We start from the raw sequence: 14,849 nt of genomic DNA, 5'->3' as shown, positions 1-14,849 counted from the left end.
ACGTCGTGCACCACGGGCACGGTGGGCTCCTTACCCGTCATTTGACGGCGAGGGGGTTGACCGGTGCGCCGACGGCGCCGGTCACGGGCAGGGGGGCGGCCACGAGAAGGAACTCGTAGACGCCGTCGGCGGCGCAGTCGGCGGCCAGGGTGTCGAGGTCCCACAACTCCCCGATGAACAGGCCGATGTGCGGGATGGCCACCTGATGCAGCGGCTGGAAGGCGGTATCGAACTCGTTGGGGCGAACCTCGAAGCCCCAGGTGTCGGTGGCGATTCCGGCGATCTCGGAGGAGTGCAGCCAGTCGGCCGTGGCGAACGACAGACCGGGGGCGGGACCGCCCGCGTAGTCGCCCCAGCCGTCGCCCGCGGCGATGCCACGCCGGGCCCGGGTGAGCTGGCCGGTGCGCACCAGCAGCAGGTCGCCGCAGCCGACCCGGGCGGTCTCACCTTGCGCGGCGATGGTTGCCTCGAGATGTTCGGCGGTGATGGCGAAGCCGTCCGGCAGCTCGCCCTCGGCTCCGATCGCCCTGCCGACGTCGAGCAGCACGCCCCGGCCGGCGATCCTGTCGGCCACGGTCTCGATGCCGGTCAGCCTGTCTCCCTCGCTGGTCACCACCTGTGAGGCACGGCGTCCGTTGTAGGCCGTGCCGTGGTCGAAGATGTGGCCGAGGCCGTCCCACTGGGTGGATGCCTGCAGCGGCATGAACACCACGTCGTCAGCGCCGCCGAGCCCGTGCGGAAACTCCGCCGGGCCGAATTCTGCGTCCAGGCCCGAAGACAGCATGGTGTGCACCGGGTTGGTGCGCCGCCGCCACCCCTTCTGCGGACCTTCCGCGTCGAAGCGCTGGGCCAGCGAGAAGCTCACGCCGCGGCGGGCCAGCCGCGCGCCCTGTGCCCGTTTGGCCTCGTCGAGGAAGTTCAGCGTGCCGAGGACGTCATCGGCGCCCCAGCGGCCCCAATTGGTGACGCGCTTGGCTGCGGCCGCGATGGCCCCTTCGGGATCGGAGCGGTCGAACGTGGTCACAGGTCTTCCTCCGTGGAGTTCCGATCAAGGATCGGCAGCAAGGTCATCGGGGCTTCGTCACGAATGCGCGGTTCTCACCGTCGGGATCGGACCCAGGAGGCGGGCGGCGTTGCCACCGCGGATGGCGTCGGTCGTGGCCTGGTCGAAGCCGGCCGCCTCCAGTCGGTCGACCGGGTCGACCACGCCCATGTCGAAGGGGTAGTCGCTGCCTAGGGTCACCTGACTCGCGCCCATCGAGCCGACCAGGTGCCGCAGCTGCTCGGTGGTGTAGACCAGCGAGTCGACGAAGGTGCGGCGCAGCAGCGCGGACGGCGGCTCGGCGGTGGTGTGCGCGTCGGAGCGGGCCGCCCAGGCGTGGTCGGCGCGGACCATGTAACCGGCCAGGTAGCCACCGCCGTGCGCGGACCAGATCTTCAGCCGCGGGTGCCGCTCGAGCAGTCCGGAGAACACGATCCGGGACAGCGCGAGAGCGGTTTCGGTGGGGTTTCCCACGCTGTTGAACAGGTAGTAGGCGTTCAGCCGCTCGCCGAGGGTGCAGCCCCAGGGGTGGATGAGGACGGCGGCGCCCAGCGCCTCGGCGGCGGCCCAGAAGTCGGCCAGCGACGGGTCGTCGAGTTCCCGGCCCGGCCCGGCGGAGGTCGAGATCTGCACCCCCCGCATACCGAGGTCGCGGACCGCTGTCACGAGCTGCCCGACCGCCAGGTCGGGGTGCTGCAGCGCTACGGCTCCGATCGGAAGGAGCCGAGTCGGTTCCTTCGCGCACAACGCGGCGATGCCCTCGTTGGCCACCGCGACGATGCGGGAGGCCAGCTCCCGGTCGGCCCACGCATGGGGCAGCGGTACTGCGCTGACCGCCTGCACCTGCACACGCGCGGCGTCCATCGCGGCCAGCCGCAGCTCGAGGTCGACCAGCTTCGGCCCGAGCTCGGCGATCTGCTTCAGGTTCACCGCCAGGGACGCCCGGCCGAGGGTGGCCGCGTCGATCTCCCGCTGCCGTACCAGACCCGGCTGCCCCTCGATCAGCGCGTCGACGGCCGGTACGCCCGCATGGGCGTGCACATCGACGGTGGGCACGCTCACGGCGCCACCACCTCATCCGTCCGAGCCGGCTCGGAGCGCTGATTCCAGCCGTTGTCCCAGCCGATCAACCTGTCCAGGGACACGGGCCCGGGGCGCGTGCGTTTCGGGGGTGTCGCTGAAGGCGACCGGGCACTCGCGGCGCAGACGGGTGTACTCGGCGTACCGCTCCGGTGAGCGGATCCCACTACCGAGGGAACGGCCCCTCGGTCCTCCTGGTACCAGTCCGGTTCGACATGCGTCTCGGCGGTGTACGACATGGTGCGCCTCGCTCTCCGGTGGATCTGAAAACGCCTGGGTGGGGCCGGCCGAGTCGGTCGGCCGGGCTCAGTCGGTCGGGAAGCGGCCGAAGTGGGGCTTGCGGCCCTGCAGGACCTCGGCGACGCAGCGGTTGCGCTGCCGTCCGAGGTAGGTGATCTCACTTTCGATGACGTCTCCGTCGTGCAGGAAGCGACCGTGGTGCTTGCCATTCCCGGGCGGAGAGCCCATGAAGATGATGTCCCCGGGCGTCAGCCGGACGTGCTCGGAGGCGTACGCCACGAACTGCGCCGGGTCGAAGATCATGTCGCCGGTCGGCCAGTCCTGCATGACCTGGCCGTTGACCTTCAACGTGGTACGGATGGTGTCGTCGAGCGTGAAGAACTGTGCGGGCACGACGAACGGCCCCGCCGGCTTGAACGCAGGCTGGTGCTTGCCCATCCAGTCGAAGCCCCAAGGGATGTCGGTGCGGCGGAACTGGTCGACTGTGCCTAGGTCGTTGACGATCGTGTAGCCGGCGATCAGCCCTGTTGCCTCGTCCGGGGTGAGGAACCGACCGGTCCCGCCGACGACGACCCCGAGTTCGAGCTCCCAGTCGGGCTCGTCGCCCAGGGCCGGCAGCACGACGTCGTCGGTCGCGCCCACGAGCGAGGAGTGCATCCCGACCCAGGCGAAGGGAATGCCCTCTCGCGACCGGCGCTCCATGAACGCGAGATTGCGCTGGAAGAACTCTGCGTCGGTCTCGCCCACTCGGCGGTTGTGCTGGTTGAAGGCGTTCTTCGTCAGCATCTGCGCCGAATGCGTCTTGTAGTTGGCGCCGGCGCCCAGGAGGTTGGGATGGCTGAGCGGCGGCAGCGCACGCAGCTCCGTCAACGGCCGCGTCGGTCGGGAGGAGTCGGTCCACACCTCTTCGAGGAACTGGAGGTTCGTCGTCCAGTCGGCGAAGACCTCGTGCAGGTCGTGGAACCGGTCGGACAGGTCGGTGACCATGCCGTCGGCGGTCACGAGGGCCGGGAAGGCACGCGTCTCGTCGGCGAAGGTTCCGAGCGCGAAGGTTCCCGCGCGCAGTCCGGTCGCCGGGTCGACCGGGTGTTCCGGAGCACGCGTGACAGGGGCGGTCTCAGTCATGGGTCACGTTTCCGTTTCGGTGACGCTGGGTCGTGCGGGACGCACGACACCTGGACGGCGGAAAGTCATGGATCACCTTTCGCCATGGGTCTGTCCGGCCGTTCCGGCGGACGACAAGGAGCCCGGAGGACGGGCCGGCCGGAGGATGATCTGATTGTGAACCGGGCCACGAGGCCTGGGATATGCTCAGCCTTGTATGCGACCCATCGACGGAACGGATGCTCAGCATCGACCGGCCGGTGCGGGTCGTTCGGCGAAGGCCTCGGAGCCGCACTGCTGTGCTGGTGGGCTCGCCGGACCGCGCCTGAAACAGAAGCCGGGGGAGGACACCGCGGTGACGTACAACTCGACTCCAAGCCCGACGGCAGGTGGACGCACCCCGGAGCAGTCAGGGCGGATACTGCGCAACCAGGACGTGGCGACCCTGCCCGTGCTGCGTGCCCTGCTGGTCGAGCGCAACGTCACCCGGGCCGGCGAGTCCCTCGGCCTGAGCCAGCCCGCCACCAGCGCGGTGCTGGCCCGCCTTCGTCGCCGGTTCGGCGACCAGCTGCTGATCCGGGTCGGCCGGGACTACGAGCTCACCCCGCTGGCCGCCAGCCTGCTGTCACGGATCGAGTCGGCCACCGAAGCGCTGGAGCGCGTGTTCGGCGACGACTTCGACCCCGCGACGACCAACCGGCAGTTCTCCCTCGCGCTCTCCGACTACACCGTCGCCATCCTGTTCGAGGAACTCAACCGGATTCTGGCCGAGGAGGCCCCCGGCGCCGGACTCGACCTTCGCCCCCTCACCACCAGCTCCCACTTCGACGCCGACGCTCTGATCCGGCACACCGACGGGGTGGTCCTGCCGCACGAGCTGGTGCAGGGCTATCCCGGCCGGCTCCTGCTGCGCGACCGCTGGGTGTGCGTCGTGGCCGACAGCAACACCGTGATCAGCAGCGAGCCGACCCTGGCCGAACTCGCCCTCCTGCCGTGGGTGAGCCAGTTCACCCACTCCGACCCGGTCAGCTTCCCGGCGCTGCGCCACCTGCGGTCGAATGGCATTGAGCCGCATGTGGAGGTGGTGACCGACAGCTTCCTGTCGGTCCCGTTCCTGCTCGCCGGCAGCAACCGCGTCGCCTTCCTTCAGGAGAGACTCGCGCGACGCCTGGCACCCGTGGCGCCCGTGCGGATCCTGCCGAGCCCGGTGGACATCGGACCTCTCAACCTGTCGCTGCGATGGCACCCGACCATGAGCGACGATCCCGGCCACCGATGGTTCCGTGATGCGCTGGGGCGTGCGGCGGAACGCGTCGCCTAGCGAATCGCCGCCCAGCCGATTCCGGTATCGGACGCATCCGGACGGCGAGTGCGTTGCCGCAGCCGGTGGTGTGCGTGGGTTCGCCGCCGCGGGGCCCTGAGGTATGGCCGAGTGTGCTCGGCGCTCCGGAAGACGGCCTCCAGCGAGGACTGCGCGTGCGCTCGGCGGCGTAGCAGCACTTTTCACGGTGGCGGAGAGTCTGGAAACGCGCCGACGGGCGGTGACCACCTAATTTCCGACGGCTCGGCGCCACACTTCGACAGGCAGGGCACCGGCGGGCGTGCCACGCGGATGCGGCCGCCTCGCGTGCACCAGCGGTACGGCGAGCCGGGCAGAGCGGCCCACGTCGAACACGAGGAACCGGGGGTGACACGCTCGCGTCGGTGGCCGGCGCGGCCATGGCCCGGTGGCGCGACGTGTGAACCTCGGGCGGCGCCGTCGACTTCACGCAGCGCCGATCGGCGGGCCGCCGAGCTGGAGGGCCGCGTCGTGCTGACGCAGCATCAGACCGCCGTGAACAACTCCGGCACTCCCACCTGCCCGGGGCCGGAAACCCGGCGTGGCCGGTTCAACTCCACCCGGTGTTCACGATCCTGGAGGCGCCGCGCCGCCATCGTCATCAAGCGGCTGAATCGGGTGTATCCCGCGTAGGGGAGCGGGGCGTGCCCCCTGTAGGTGGTGACGAGGGGCCAGGTCGGCGGTCGGCAACTCGTTGTCCACGCTGTCGTCGGACTCCGCCACCACGCGGACTCAGTGGACCTGGACCGAGGGCTCGCCGGGACAGTCGCGGACGGCCTCCCGCGGCAGGGTGCTCGCGTCGTCGGGCCGGATCAGAGCCTTGACGTTGACCGCGTCCACAGCCGGACCAGCAGAGCGGCGGCGCACGACGTGAGCTCGTAGGCGCGGTCGACGCGGGCGCAGGTCCTCACCGAAGCGCCGCCGCAGCCGGGTCGGCGCCTCACGCGCACGTGGACCGAGGCTTGGAGCTGGTCCGCTGGCTGGGGTCCGGTAGGCGGCTCAATAGGTGCACATCGGTGGCTCGCCATACGTCCTGTGGATTGGTGGCATACCAGTTCGACCATTCCGCATCGGTGCGGCTGTTGTCACTATCAACGACGTCGGCGGGACGAGCAGGCACCGAAAGCCCCGCGCGTCGTCGGCGGCCCCACCCCACCTCCTGCCGCCCGGCCGAGAGTCGGACGGCAGCCCTCCCCAGGAGAAGACGACGATGGTGGTATCCGAAGGGACCCCTGTGCCTCCCGCGCAGGTCGCCGCTGACGCGAGCGGGTCACAACGGCCGCGCAGCCGGCCCGCCGGGACGGCCGCTGGGACCTGGACCGCCTGGCAACCTTCGGTCCACCCGCGGAGGGAATCCCGTACCGGACTTGGGGCGACAGCTACGACGTCAACCGTCCGGGCCGCCCCGACGGCCGCCTGTGCCGAGCACGGGATGCGGCTCCTCGGTGTTCCCGCCCGCCCCGGCGAACCGGCGCGGACCGCTGTCAGCCGCCTGGGTGAGAAGCGCGTCGCGGCGGAGGAAGCCGCGGCCGTGCAGGTCGACGCCACGGGACCAGCCCAGTTCCCCAGGGGTGCGGAGCAGGTCGCCGATGGGGCTGACGCTGTCGCGCGGCTTCGTCGCCGGGAACAGCGTGTACGTCGCTGTTCGCCGCTCAGTTCGGCGACGGACCGGTGCCTGAAACCATTACATGCCGCGCCGAGCCGTTCGGGCAATTCGTCGTGCCGGCGCCCTTGGCCGACCGCGACGCCGTACGGATCGTCCTACAGGTCAGCGGCGAGGTGTTGCAGGACTGGCCGCCGACGAGACGTTCCTCCACTTCGCCCGGCTGGTCGCCTACTCCCGCGAGCGGGGGCGGCTGCAGGACCTCGTACTTGAGGGTCTCAGGCCGGGAACCGGTGCCCACCACGGCGGCCGCTTCTTCTCTGCCGGCGACATCGCCGGCAGCTCCGTCATCGGCCCCGGCCGTCCGCGCAACCGCTGCGTGAACGAGGGCCTCCGCGGCCGGTGACCCGTGACACGGAGTCGCCCCGAGCATGCCAGGCCCGGGCGGCGCCCCCTCCGCGCGCTCCAGGGCGACGCACTGCCCGGCATCTCGTCGCAGCGACCCCGGCGCCTCGCCGACCACCACCCACCCAGGAGGCACCCTGTGACCGACCAACCGCACCTCGAGACCCTGCAGCAGCGCATCGACCGCAGCGGGGGCCCGCTGGCGATGCTGCGGACCAATCCCGCCACGCACTACCCGTTCACCTACGCCCAGGAGTACACGACCTGGCACAACGAGCAGTGGGCCTGGAAGAACGCCTGCGTCCTGTTCGACCAGTCCCACCACATGACCGAGGTGCACATCACCGGGCCCGACGTGAAGCGCCTGATCGGCGACACCGGCGTCAACAGCCCGGCGACCCTCGGCCGCGACCGCGCCAAGCAGTTCGTCGCCGTCGGGCCGGACGGCCGCTACATCGGCGACTGCATCCTGTTCGGCCTCGAGGAGGACCACCTGAGCCTGGTCGGTGTCCCCCAGGCGGCCAACTGGGTGCAGTTCCAAGCTCAACAGGGCGACTACGACGTCGAGTTCAGCGTGGATCCGGCGTCGGTCCACAACCCGCTGGGCCGCCGACAGCACTACCGGTACCAGCTCAACGGCCCTCGCACTCAGGAGATCCTCGAACGCGCCGTAGGCGCCCCGATCGACCGCATCCCGTTCTTCCGCATGGGCTCCTTCGAGATCGCGGGGACCCCGGTTCGCGCCCTGAACCACACGATGGCGGGCGTGCCGGGCGAGGAGTACACCGGCCTGGAGCTCTTCGGCCCGGTGGAGCACGGCCCCAGCGTCCTGGAGACCCTGTTGCACGCCGGCGCGCAGAGCGGCCTGCGCCAGGGCGGGGCCGTCTCCTACCTGTCCTCGACCGTCGAGTCCGGGTGGATCCCCGCCGTCCCGTCCGCCGTCTACAGCTCCCCGGAGACGGCCGCCTACCGGCAGCACCTGCCCGGTTTCGGGCTGGAGGGCATGATCACCATTGAGGGCAGTTACGTCTCGGACGACATCCAGGACTACTACTTCTACCCCTGGGAGCTGGGCTACGGCTCCATCGTCAAGCTCGACCACGACTTCATCGGTCGCACCGCGCTCGAGCAGGCCGCCGCCCAGGGACCCAAGCGCCTCAAGCGCTGGCTGGAGTGGGACACCGACGACGTCATGGAGGTGGTCCGGGCCGGCTTCTTCGGAGACGGTCCCCGACCCAAGCTGCTCAGCCTGCCCAACCTGAACCCCGCCACGATCTACCTGGACAGCGTGCTGCAGGGCGATCGCCTCGTGGGCCTGTCCACGTGGGGTGGATACACCGTCAACGTCGGGCGCGTGGTGACCATCGCCATCCTTGACGAGTCCTTGACCGACGGCGACCGCGTCGAGGTCCTGTGGGGCGAGCCCGACGGCGGAGCCGGCCGGCCGCTCAGCGAACCCCACCACGTGCAGACCACCATCCGGGCCACAGTACGGACCCGGCCGCCGGCTCAGCACTGACGTGCCGGACTCCTCCACCCGCCCATCCGAGAGGCCGACCGTGAACCGACTCCACTCCCGGCACGACGTGATCGTGCGCGCTGACCTGGTCCGGGCCGTGCGGGGTCTCGGCTACGAGGTCATCCCGTTCGCCAAGACCGAGCAGGCCGTCCGCGACAATGTCCCGACCGACGTCCCGCTCACCGTGACCGCCTCACCGGCAAAGGGACAGGACGCGACCATCGACCTGGCGGTCGCGCTCGCGGGCCACGGTTATGCCGTGTCACCGCACCTGTCGGCCCAGCAAGTGAGGGACCACCAGCACCTGGCCGGTCTCGTCGGCAGGTGCCGCGACGCCGGTATCACCGGCGTGTTCGTGGTCGGAGGCGACCGTACCGCCACGACGACAGCGTTCGCCGACGCTCTGGCGCTGCTACGGGCGGTGCACGAACTCGACCACGGCTTCACCGACATCGGGATCGGCGGTCATCCCGAGGGCCATCCGGACGTATCGGAGCAGGTGCTGATGCAGGCGCTGGCGGACAAGGCGCCGCTCGCCACGCACATCACGACCCAGATCGTCTTCGATCCCCGAGCCATCCTGGCGTGGATCCACCGGGTCCGCGCCTACGACATCAAGCTGCCGGTCCACGTCGGCCTCCCCGGTGCCGTCCACCGGCAGAAGCTGTTGCGCGTCGCAGGCGGACTGGGCCTCGGGGCGTCGGCGAAGTTCCTGAACAAGCAGCAGACCCTGCTCCGGCGCTTCTTCCTCCCCGGCGGCTATCGGCCGGACGCCTTGCTCTCGGGGCTCGCGCCCCACCTCGGAGAGGCCGACGATGCCGTCGCCGGGTTCCACGTCTTCACCTTCAACGATCTCGCGCCGACCGAGGCGTGGCGCCGGCGTCTTCTCTCGGACCTGACATGACCGGCGCCGCGACCAGCACCGCGCCGACGCGTACCCACCCCGCCCAGCAAACCGGAGTCGCCATGTCCGCACCCACTACGTCTGCACCCACCGCGTCCGCGCCCACCACGTCCACGGGGAGCACTTCGCGTGAGGGTGGTATCCCCGAGGACCGAGCCGACCACGGGCGTCTGCTGATCCAGTGCCCCGACCGGCCGGGCGTGGTCTCGGCAGTGAGCACGTTCCTCGCCGAGGCCGGTGCGAACATCACGAGCCTGGACCAGTTCTCGACGACCGCGGTCGGCGGCACCTTCTTCCAGCGCACCGGGTTCCACCTGCCCGGCCTGTCCGCGGCCCGGGACGAATTGGACCGTGCATTCGAAACCGGCGTCGCTCAGCGCTGGGGCATGACTCACCGCCTCACCGAGGCCGCCCGGCCCAAACGGGTGGCCATCATGGTGTCCAAGACCGACCACTGCGTGCTCGACCTGCTCTGGCGTCACCGTCGCGGCCAACTGGACATGAATGTGGTCATGGTGGTGTCCAACCACCCCGACCTCGCCGACGAGGTCCGGCCCTTCGGGGTGCCCTACATCCACGTCCCCGCCACCCGGGACAACCGCGCCGAGGCCGAGAGCCGCATCCTCGACCTGCTGCGCGGCAACGTCGACCTCGTCGTGCTGGCGCGGTACATGCAGATCATCACGCCCTCCTTCCTCGAAGCGGTCGGCTGTCCGCTGATCAACATCCACCACAGCTTCCTGCCCGCCTTCATCGGGGCCGGCCCGTACCAGAAGGCCAAGGACCGCGGCGTGAAGCTGGTCGGTGCGACCGCCCACTACGTCACCGCCGATCTGGACGAGGGCCCGATCATCGACCAGGACGTCGTCCGGGTCGACCACCGGCACACCACCGCCGACCTCGTACGCCTCGGCGCCGATGTCGAGCGCGCCGTTCTCTCGCGCGCCGTGCGCGCGCACCTGGAGGACCGGCTCGCCATCCACGGCAACTCCACCATCGTCTTCTGAATCGTCTTCCAAGGGATTCTCGTGACCGCGCAGCTCATCGACGGCACCACCGTTGCCCGGCAGGTCCGTTCCGACGTCGCCTCCGGCGTCGCCGCACTCGTGGACGCCGGGGGGAACGCGCCCGGCCTGGCCACCGTCCTCATAGGCGACGACCCGGCGAGCGAGGTGTACGTCCGGAACAAGCGCCGCGCCTGCACCGCGGCCGGCATGACCGACCTGCACCGGCATCTTCCAGCCGAGACAACTCAGGATGACGCTGCTGCGCTCATCGACGAACTGGCGGCCGACCCTGCGGTCTCAGGGATCCTCCTGCAGCTGCCCACACCGGCCCACCTGGACGCCGCCGCCCTGCTCGCGCGCATCCCGGCGCACAAGGACGTCGACGGCCTGACCACCGTGAACGCCGGACTGCTCGCCCAGGGCAGCCCCGGCCTGCGGCCCTGCACTCCCTCTGGGGTGATGGCCCTGCTCGACGCCCACCGGATTCCTCTCGAGGGGGCCGAAGCCGTCGTCGTCGGCCGCAGCACCTTGGTCGGGAAGCCGATGGGCCAGCTGCTCCTGGAGAGGAACGCGACCGTCACGATCTGCCACTCCCGCACCCGCGACCTGGCCGCCGTGTGCCGTCGCGCCGACGTCCTGGTGGTGGCGGCCGGCGTCCCGGGTCTCATCGGCATCGACGCTGTCAAGCCCGGCGCCACCGTGATCGACGTCGGTATCCACCGCTCCAAGGCGGGTCTGCGCGGGGACGTGGACACCGACGCCGTCGTCGGCACCGCGGCCTTCGTCACTCCCGTCCCCGGCGGCGTGGGCCCGATGACCATCGCCATGCTCCTGGCCAACACACTCATTGCCGCGCGAGCACAGCAGGCGGATCGGTGTGGCCATCCTGGGGTCAGCTCCCTGCGCGGCCGGCGAGCGGACGTCCTCGGCGACGGCGTCGGCACGACGCCGTGACGAGATGGCGCGACGGGACGGCCGCGGTCACGAGACGGGTCGTGGGGTCACGGCCGACGGCGCCACCGTCCTCGCCGGGTACGATCACCCGTGCTTCGGCCGGTGGCCTGCCGCCACCACGCGCCAGGTCGACGCAGGTCGCCTCGGGAGCGGGCCCTCGTCCGGTTGCCCGCAGCGCTGAGGGGCACCGCCCGCCCTGTCGTCCGAGCGGTGCCCCGACCCGTTCCGGTCAGACGCGGCGGCGGGTGAAGCGCTGGTTGGGGTTGCCGCTGTAGGTGTACTGGGCGATGCGGGCGCCGTCGGCGGTGGAGTACCCCCAGACATCCATGGCCAGGCCGGACTCCCGGTTCACGAGGCTGATCACGCCACCACCGTGATCGACCACGCGCCACTGCTGGCCGGTGGCGCCGGTGTCGGCCTGCTGGACGACATCCGCGCCGGTCGCGCTGCCCGTGGGCTGGAGGAACAGGCCACTGTGCAGTGCCTTGACGCGGACGTGCCCGTCACCGGCGTCGACGAACTCGAACTGCTGGTTGGGGCGACTGCTGGTGGTCCGCTGGACGAGTTGTGCGCCGGCGGCGGTGGAGGCCCCGTTGATCTCGGCGGCCTTGCCGCTGTGCTGGGCCAGCAGGGTGTAGAGGCCCGGGCCACCGGGGGAGTCGCCCAACTGGGCTTCCCACCTGGTGTTGGACCCGGACGCGTCAGCGGGGAGGCGGTCCCGTGCGGCGGTGTCGCCGTACATGGTCCAGCGGGCCCAGTCGACGACGGTCCTCGGGAAGCGCTGGTCGCTCCAGAAGCTGGTGTGGCTGCCGCCGACGAAGGTGAGGAACGCCTTGGGCCAGGTCATCTCCGAGTATGCCTGCCGGGCCGAGGAGTACCGCGTGGTCGAGTCCCGGTCGCCGTGGACGAACAGGACCTTGGCGGAGACCGAGGCGGCGGGGTTGCCCATGTCCTCACAGGACTGCGGGTTGGCGGAGACGATCCGGCTGTCGGGCCAGGAGGTCAGCAGACCGTGGGTGACCATGCCGCCCAGGGAGTGGCCCGAGACGCCGACGCCGATGCCGGTGTCGATGTGCCCGGCCAGCGGTCCGCTCGCGTTGAGCGCGAGGGTGTTGGTGAGGATCTGCGAAACGTCCTTGGAGGTGTTGCCGTTCCTGACGTCCTCGAAGTTGTGGTTGAAGTGCGGGGCGGGGACGATGAAGCCCGCCGAGGCCAGGGCCCGGATGATGAACAGGGAGTTCTGCGGGCTGCTCTGGAAGCCGTGGGTGAAGTTGTAGACGGGGAAGACGCCGTTCGCGACCGGGGCGTCCGTCACCGGGCTGCCGCCGGCGGCGCCGGTGGCCGGATAGTAGACGTAGGTGGTGCACGGGCGGCCGCCGCGGGTCCAGTTGTACCGGCGCACGCCGACCGCGAACGGCGTGGTCGGCGCGGTGTCCAGCGGCCCGGCGGCGGCCGGTGCCTGTCCTGCTCCGAGCAGGGACAGGCCCACGCCCGTCGCTCCGGCCGCGCTCATGGCGAGGAAGGTCCGTCGTCGCAGGGTCATGGTGACTCCTTGGGTGCGGGGATGGGTGGGGGGTTGGGTGTTCGGCCGGTCCCGTTGCCGGGGGCGCCCCGCCGGCGGCAGAAGCCGACAGGTCGGCGGGACGCACGGCACGACAGCTCGTGTTTCTCCCAGGCCGGCTATGAGGTGGTCACGTCGTGTTCGCCGTGTCCGGGCATGACATCGATGACCGCCGTGACCGGTCCTGTGCCGGTCGTCCCGGTGACTGTCACCTCACCGGGCCTGTCAGTCGCGCCGGGTGGCAAAGGCTGCCAGCGGACGGGGACATTGGTGATCTTGTTGTTGGCGGTGGTGAGCATGCGGACGGAGGAGGGCAGCTTCGGGACGGCTCCCACCACGGTGGCGGTGTGGACGGTGTCCTGGAGGATGTGCTTGGCGCGGCTGGCGTTGAAGACGTCGATGGACGCGTGCGGCTCCCACGTGTTCGCCAGTCCGGGCACGGCCCGGAACATCGGCTGGTAACCGGCCGGCTCCCACACCAGTGCCCCTGAACCTCGGTTGTCGACCACGTCGTTGGCGGCCTGGAACACCCTCCGGATCGCGTCCGCCTGACCCTGAACGGTTCGCGGGTACGGCGAGTTGGGCAACGGCGAGCCGTCGCCGCCCGAAGCGGGGTAGGCGGTTTCGGCGATGTCGATCTCGTAGCCGGGGCAGGCGGCGGCCATGGTGTTCAGGTTGAGATCCAGCGCCTCGGGCGTACCGTGCCATTCCGGGTAGTACGAGATGGCCAGCACATCGGGGTTCTGGCCCTTTGTCTTCACCCGGGTGAGGAACTGGTGCCAGAACTCCATGGTTTTGGCGAGCTTGTCCTTGTCGACGATCACGTGTATCTCGACCTTGGATGTCGGTGACGCGTCACGGACGGCTCTGATCCCGGCCGCGGCCAGGGTGGTGAACCGGTCCCACGACTGGTCGTAGAGCTGCTGCTCCACCGGGTCGGTCGACCGCCAGTACTTCCACAGCAGGCCACCGCCGGGCTGTGACTGGTAGATGTCGGCCTGGTCGACGAAATACGGCGGATTCGTCGTGCCGATGTGGGCCGCCTCGCTGCCGTACATGAAGCCATTGATGATCTCGTTGCCGACGGCCACCTTCTCCGGCGTGGTGCCCTGCCGGATCAACCGCTTCAGATAGTCGGCGGTGAAGTCGTACACCGTCTGGGACAGGTCCGCGAACTCCAGCTCGGCCCAGGCGCGTGGTTTTGGTTGCTTGCTCGGGTCCGCCCATGAGTCCGCGTAGTGGAAGTCGATCCCCAGGCCCATGCCCCGCTGCTTGATCCGCTTGGCTGAGGCCAGTGAGCGCTCCGGGCCCTGGCGCGGTACGGGCGTCGGTTGGCCGGTGCTCTCGCTGCGCGGCTCGTTGAATATCCGCAGCCGGCTGTACTCGATGCCACGGTCCTTGGCCACGTCGAGCAGGTGTGGCCCGGCGCCACGGTTGTCGGCCAGGGGATCGACCCAGTACTGCTGGTCATGGACGTCGTCCATCCAGGACAGATCGGCGCCGAGGGTGAGGTCGTCGCGCAGGTAGTTGAAGACCTGGAGCTCGCTGACACCTGCCCGGGCCCGGCCTGGCCCACCGGTGAACGTCAGCCGGACGAAGCGCGTTCCCGGCCGGGTGAACAGGTGTACTTCCCCTCGCGACGCGGCTCGGTCGTGGGATCTGTCGGCGATGGCCTTCCACCGGCGACCGTCGGGTGAAGCCTCGACGACGTACTGGTGGGCCACGCCGCGGTCCGGGAAGAGCACCTTGACCTTACGCAGGTTGTCGTAGGTTCCACCGAGGTCGACGGTGAGCCACTGCCGTGCGCCGGCACGATCCGGGCGCCAGGACGTCGCCGGGTCGCCGTCGATGGCCAGACGGGCGTTGGACGAGCCGGTGGCAGCCGTCGCCGAGGCCCAGGGCTTGGCGGCGATATTGCTCTCGATCGGCTTGGTGTCCGCGGTTCCGAAGGTCGCGTGGGCCGGCTCGGGCACCATGAGTAGATTCGCGGACACCATGGTGACCAACGTCGTCGTGACCGCGATGGCGCGGGGGAGACGCGTTCTGCTCATGTCCTTCTCCTGACGATGTCGCGTACGGGCGGCATGGGCT

10 protein-coding genes are annotated in these 14,849 nt (G+C 70.2%); 5 read left to right on the top strand and 5 right to left on the bottom strand.

Annotated elements, in window-relative coordinates:
• Positions 1-37: 37 nt before the first annotated feature.
• From QA802_RS05240 to QA802_RS05230, 3 genes are all read right to left on the bottom strand, one after another.
• A complete protein-coding gene (locus QA802_RS05240; protein ID WP_334518446.1) occupies positions 38-1,024 on the bottom strand; it encodes a cyclase family protein in 987 nt (328 codons plus the stop codon).
• Between the two features lie 57 nt (positions 1,025-1,081).
• Positions 1,082-2,104: an amidohydrolase family protein gene (locus QA802_RS05235; protein WP_334518443.1), complete on the bottom strand. Its 1,023-nt coding sequence runs from the start codon at positions 2,102-2,104 to the stop codon at positions 1,082-1,084.
• 324 nt (positions 2,105-2,428) lie between these two features.
• A complete protein-coding gene (locus tag QA802_RS05230; protein ID WP_334518441.1) occupies positions 2,429-3,487 on the bottom strand; it encodes a fumarylacetoacetate hydrolase family protein in 1,059 nt (352 codons plus the stop codon).
• 334 nt (positions 3,488-3,821) lie between these two features.
• On the opposite strand from QA802_RS05230, the gene QA802_RS05225 reads away from it, so the two are divergent.
• From QA802_RS05225 to folD, 5 genes are all read left to right on the top strand, one after another.
• Positions 3,822-4,787: a LysR family transcriptional regulator gene (locus tag QA802_RS05225; protein WP_218638903.1), complete on the top strand. Its 966-nt coding sequence runs from the start codon at positions 3,822-3,824 to the stop codon at positions 4,785-4,787.
• A gap of 2,165 nt (positions 4,788-6,952) precedes the next feature.
• Entirely contained in the window at positions 6,953-8,332 is a 1,380-nt protein-coding gene (locus tag QA802_RS05220) for an aminomethyl transferase family protein (RefSeq protein ID WP_334518436.1), read from the top strand.
• Between the two features lie 40 nt (positions 8,333-8,372).
• Positions 8,373-9,236 carry a methylenetetrahydrofolate reductase gene (locus QA802_RS05215; protein WP_334518434.1) on the top strand — a complete coding sequence of 288 codons (864 nt, stop codon included), beginning with the start codon at positions 8,373-8,375 and terminating at the stop codon, positions 9,234-9,236.
• Positions 9,237-9,298: 62 nt separating this feature from the next.
• Positions 9,299-10,243 carry a formyltetrahydrofolate deformylase gene (purU, locus tag QA802_RS05210; RefSeq protein ID WP_334518432.1) on the top strand — a complete coding sequence of 315 codons (945 nt, stop codon included), beginning with the start codon at positions 9,299-9,301 and terminating at the stop codon, positions 10,241-10,243.
• A gap of 21 nt (positions 10,244-10,264) precedes the next feature.
• Positions 10,265-11,197, top strand: coding sequence for a bifunctional methylenetetrahydrofolate dehydrogenase/methenyltetrahydrofolate cyclohydrolase FolD (gene folD, locus QA802_RS05205; RefSeq protein WP_334518430.1), 933 nt, complete (start codon positions 10,265-10,267; stop codon positions 11,195-11,197).
• A 229-nt stretch (positions 11,198-11,426) separates the two neighbouring features.
• Here the strand turns inward: folD and QA802_RS05200 are convergent, their stop codons facing one another.
• Both QA802_RS05200 and QA802_RS05195 read right to left on the bottom strand, forming a co-directional pair.
• Complete coding sequence (locus tag QA802_RS05200) at positions 11,427-12,740, bottom strand: RICIN domain-containing protein (protein ID WP_334518428.1); 1,314 nt, start codon at positions 12,738-12,740, stop codon at positions 11,427-11,429.
• A gap of 137 nt (positions 12,741-12,877) precedes the next feature.
• Positions 12,878-14,809, bottom strand: coding sequence for a glycosyl hydrolase 53 family protein (locus tag QA802_RS05195; protein WP_334518426.1), 1,932 nt, complete (start codon positions 14,807-14,809; stop codon positions 12,878-12,880).
• Positions 14,810-14,849: the final 40 nt, after the last annotated feature.

This window comes from Streptomyces sp. B21-105, assembly GCF_036898465.1.
Taxonomy (GTDB): domain Bacteria; phylum Actinomycetota; class Actinomycetes; order Streptomycetales; family Streptomycetaceae; genus Streptomyces.
The sequence above is the reverse complement of the archived record's forward strand: the minus strand, read 5'-3'. Positions and strand labels throughout refer to the sequence as shown.

Bases quoted from the DNA above. Each gene is read 5' to 3' on its own strand.
- QA802_RS05230 (WP_334518441.1), bottom strand. From the start codon at position 3,487: ATGACTGAGACCGCCCCTGTCACGCGTGCTCCGGAACACCCGGTCGAC.
- purU (WP_334518432.1), top strand. From the start codon at position 9,299: ATGTCCGCACCCACTACGTCTGCACCCACCGCGTCCGCGCCCACCACG.
- QA802_RS05200 (WP_334518428.1), bottom strand. From the start codon at position 12,740: ATGACCCTGCGACGACGGACCTTCCTCGCCATGAGCGCGGCCGGAGCG.
- QA802_RS05195 (WP_334518426.1), bottom strand. From the start codon at position 14,809: ATGAGCAGAACGCGTCTCCCCCGCGCCATCGCGGTCACGACGACGTTG.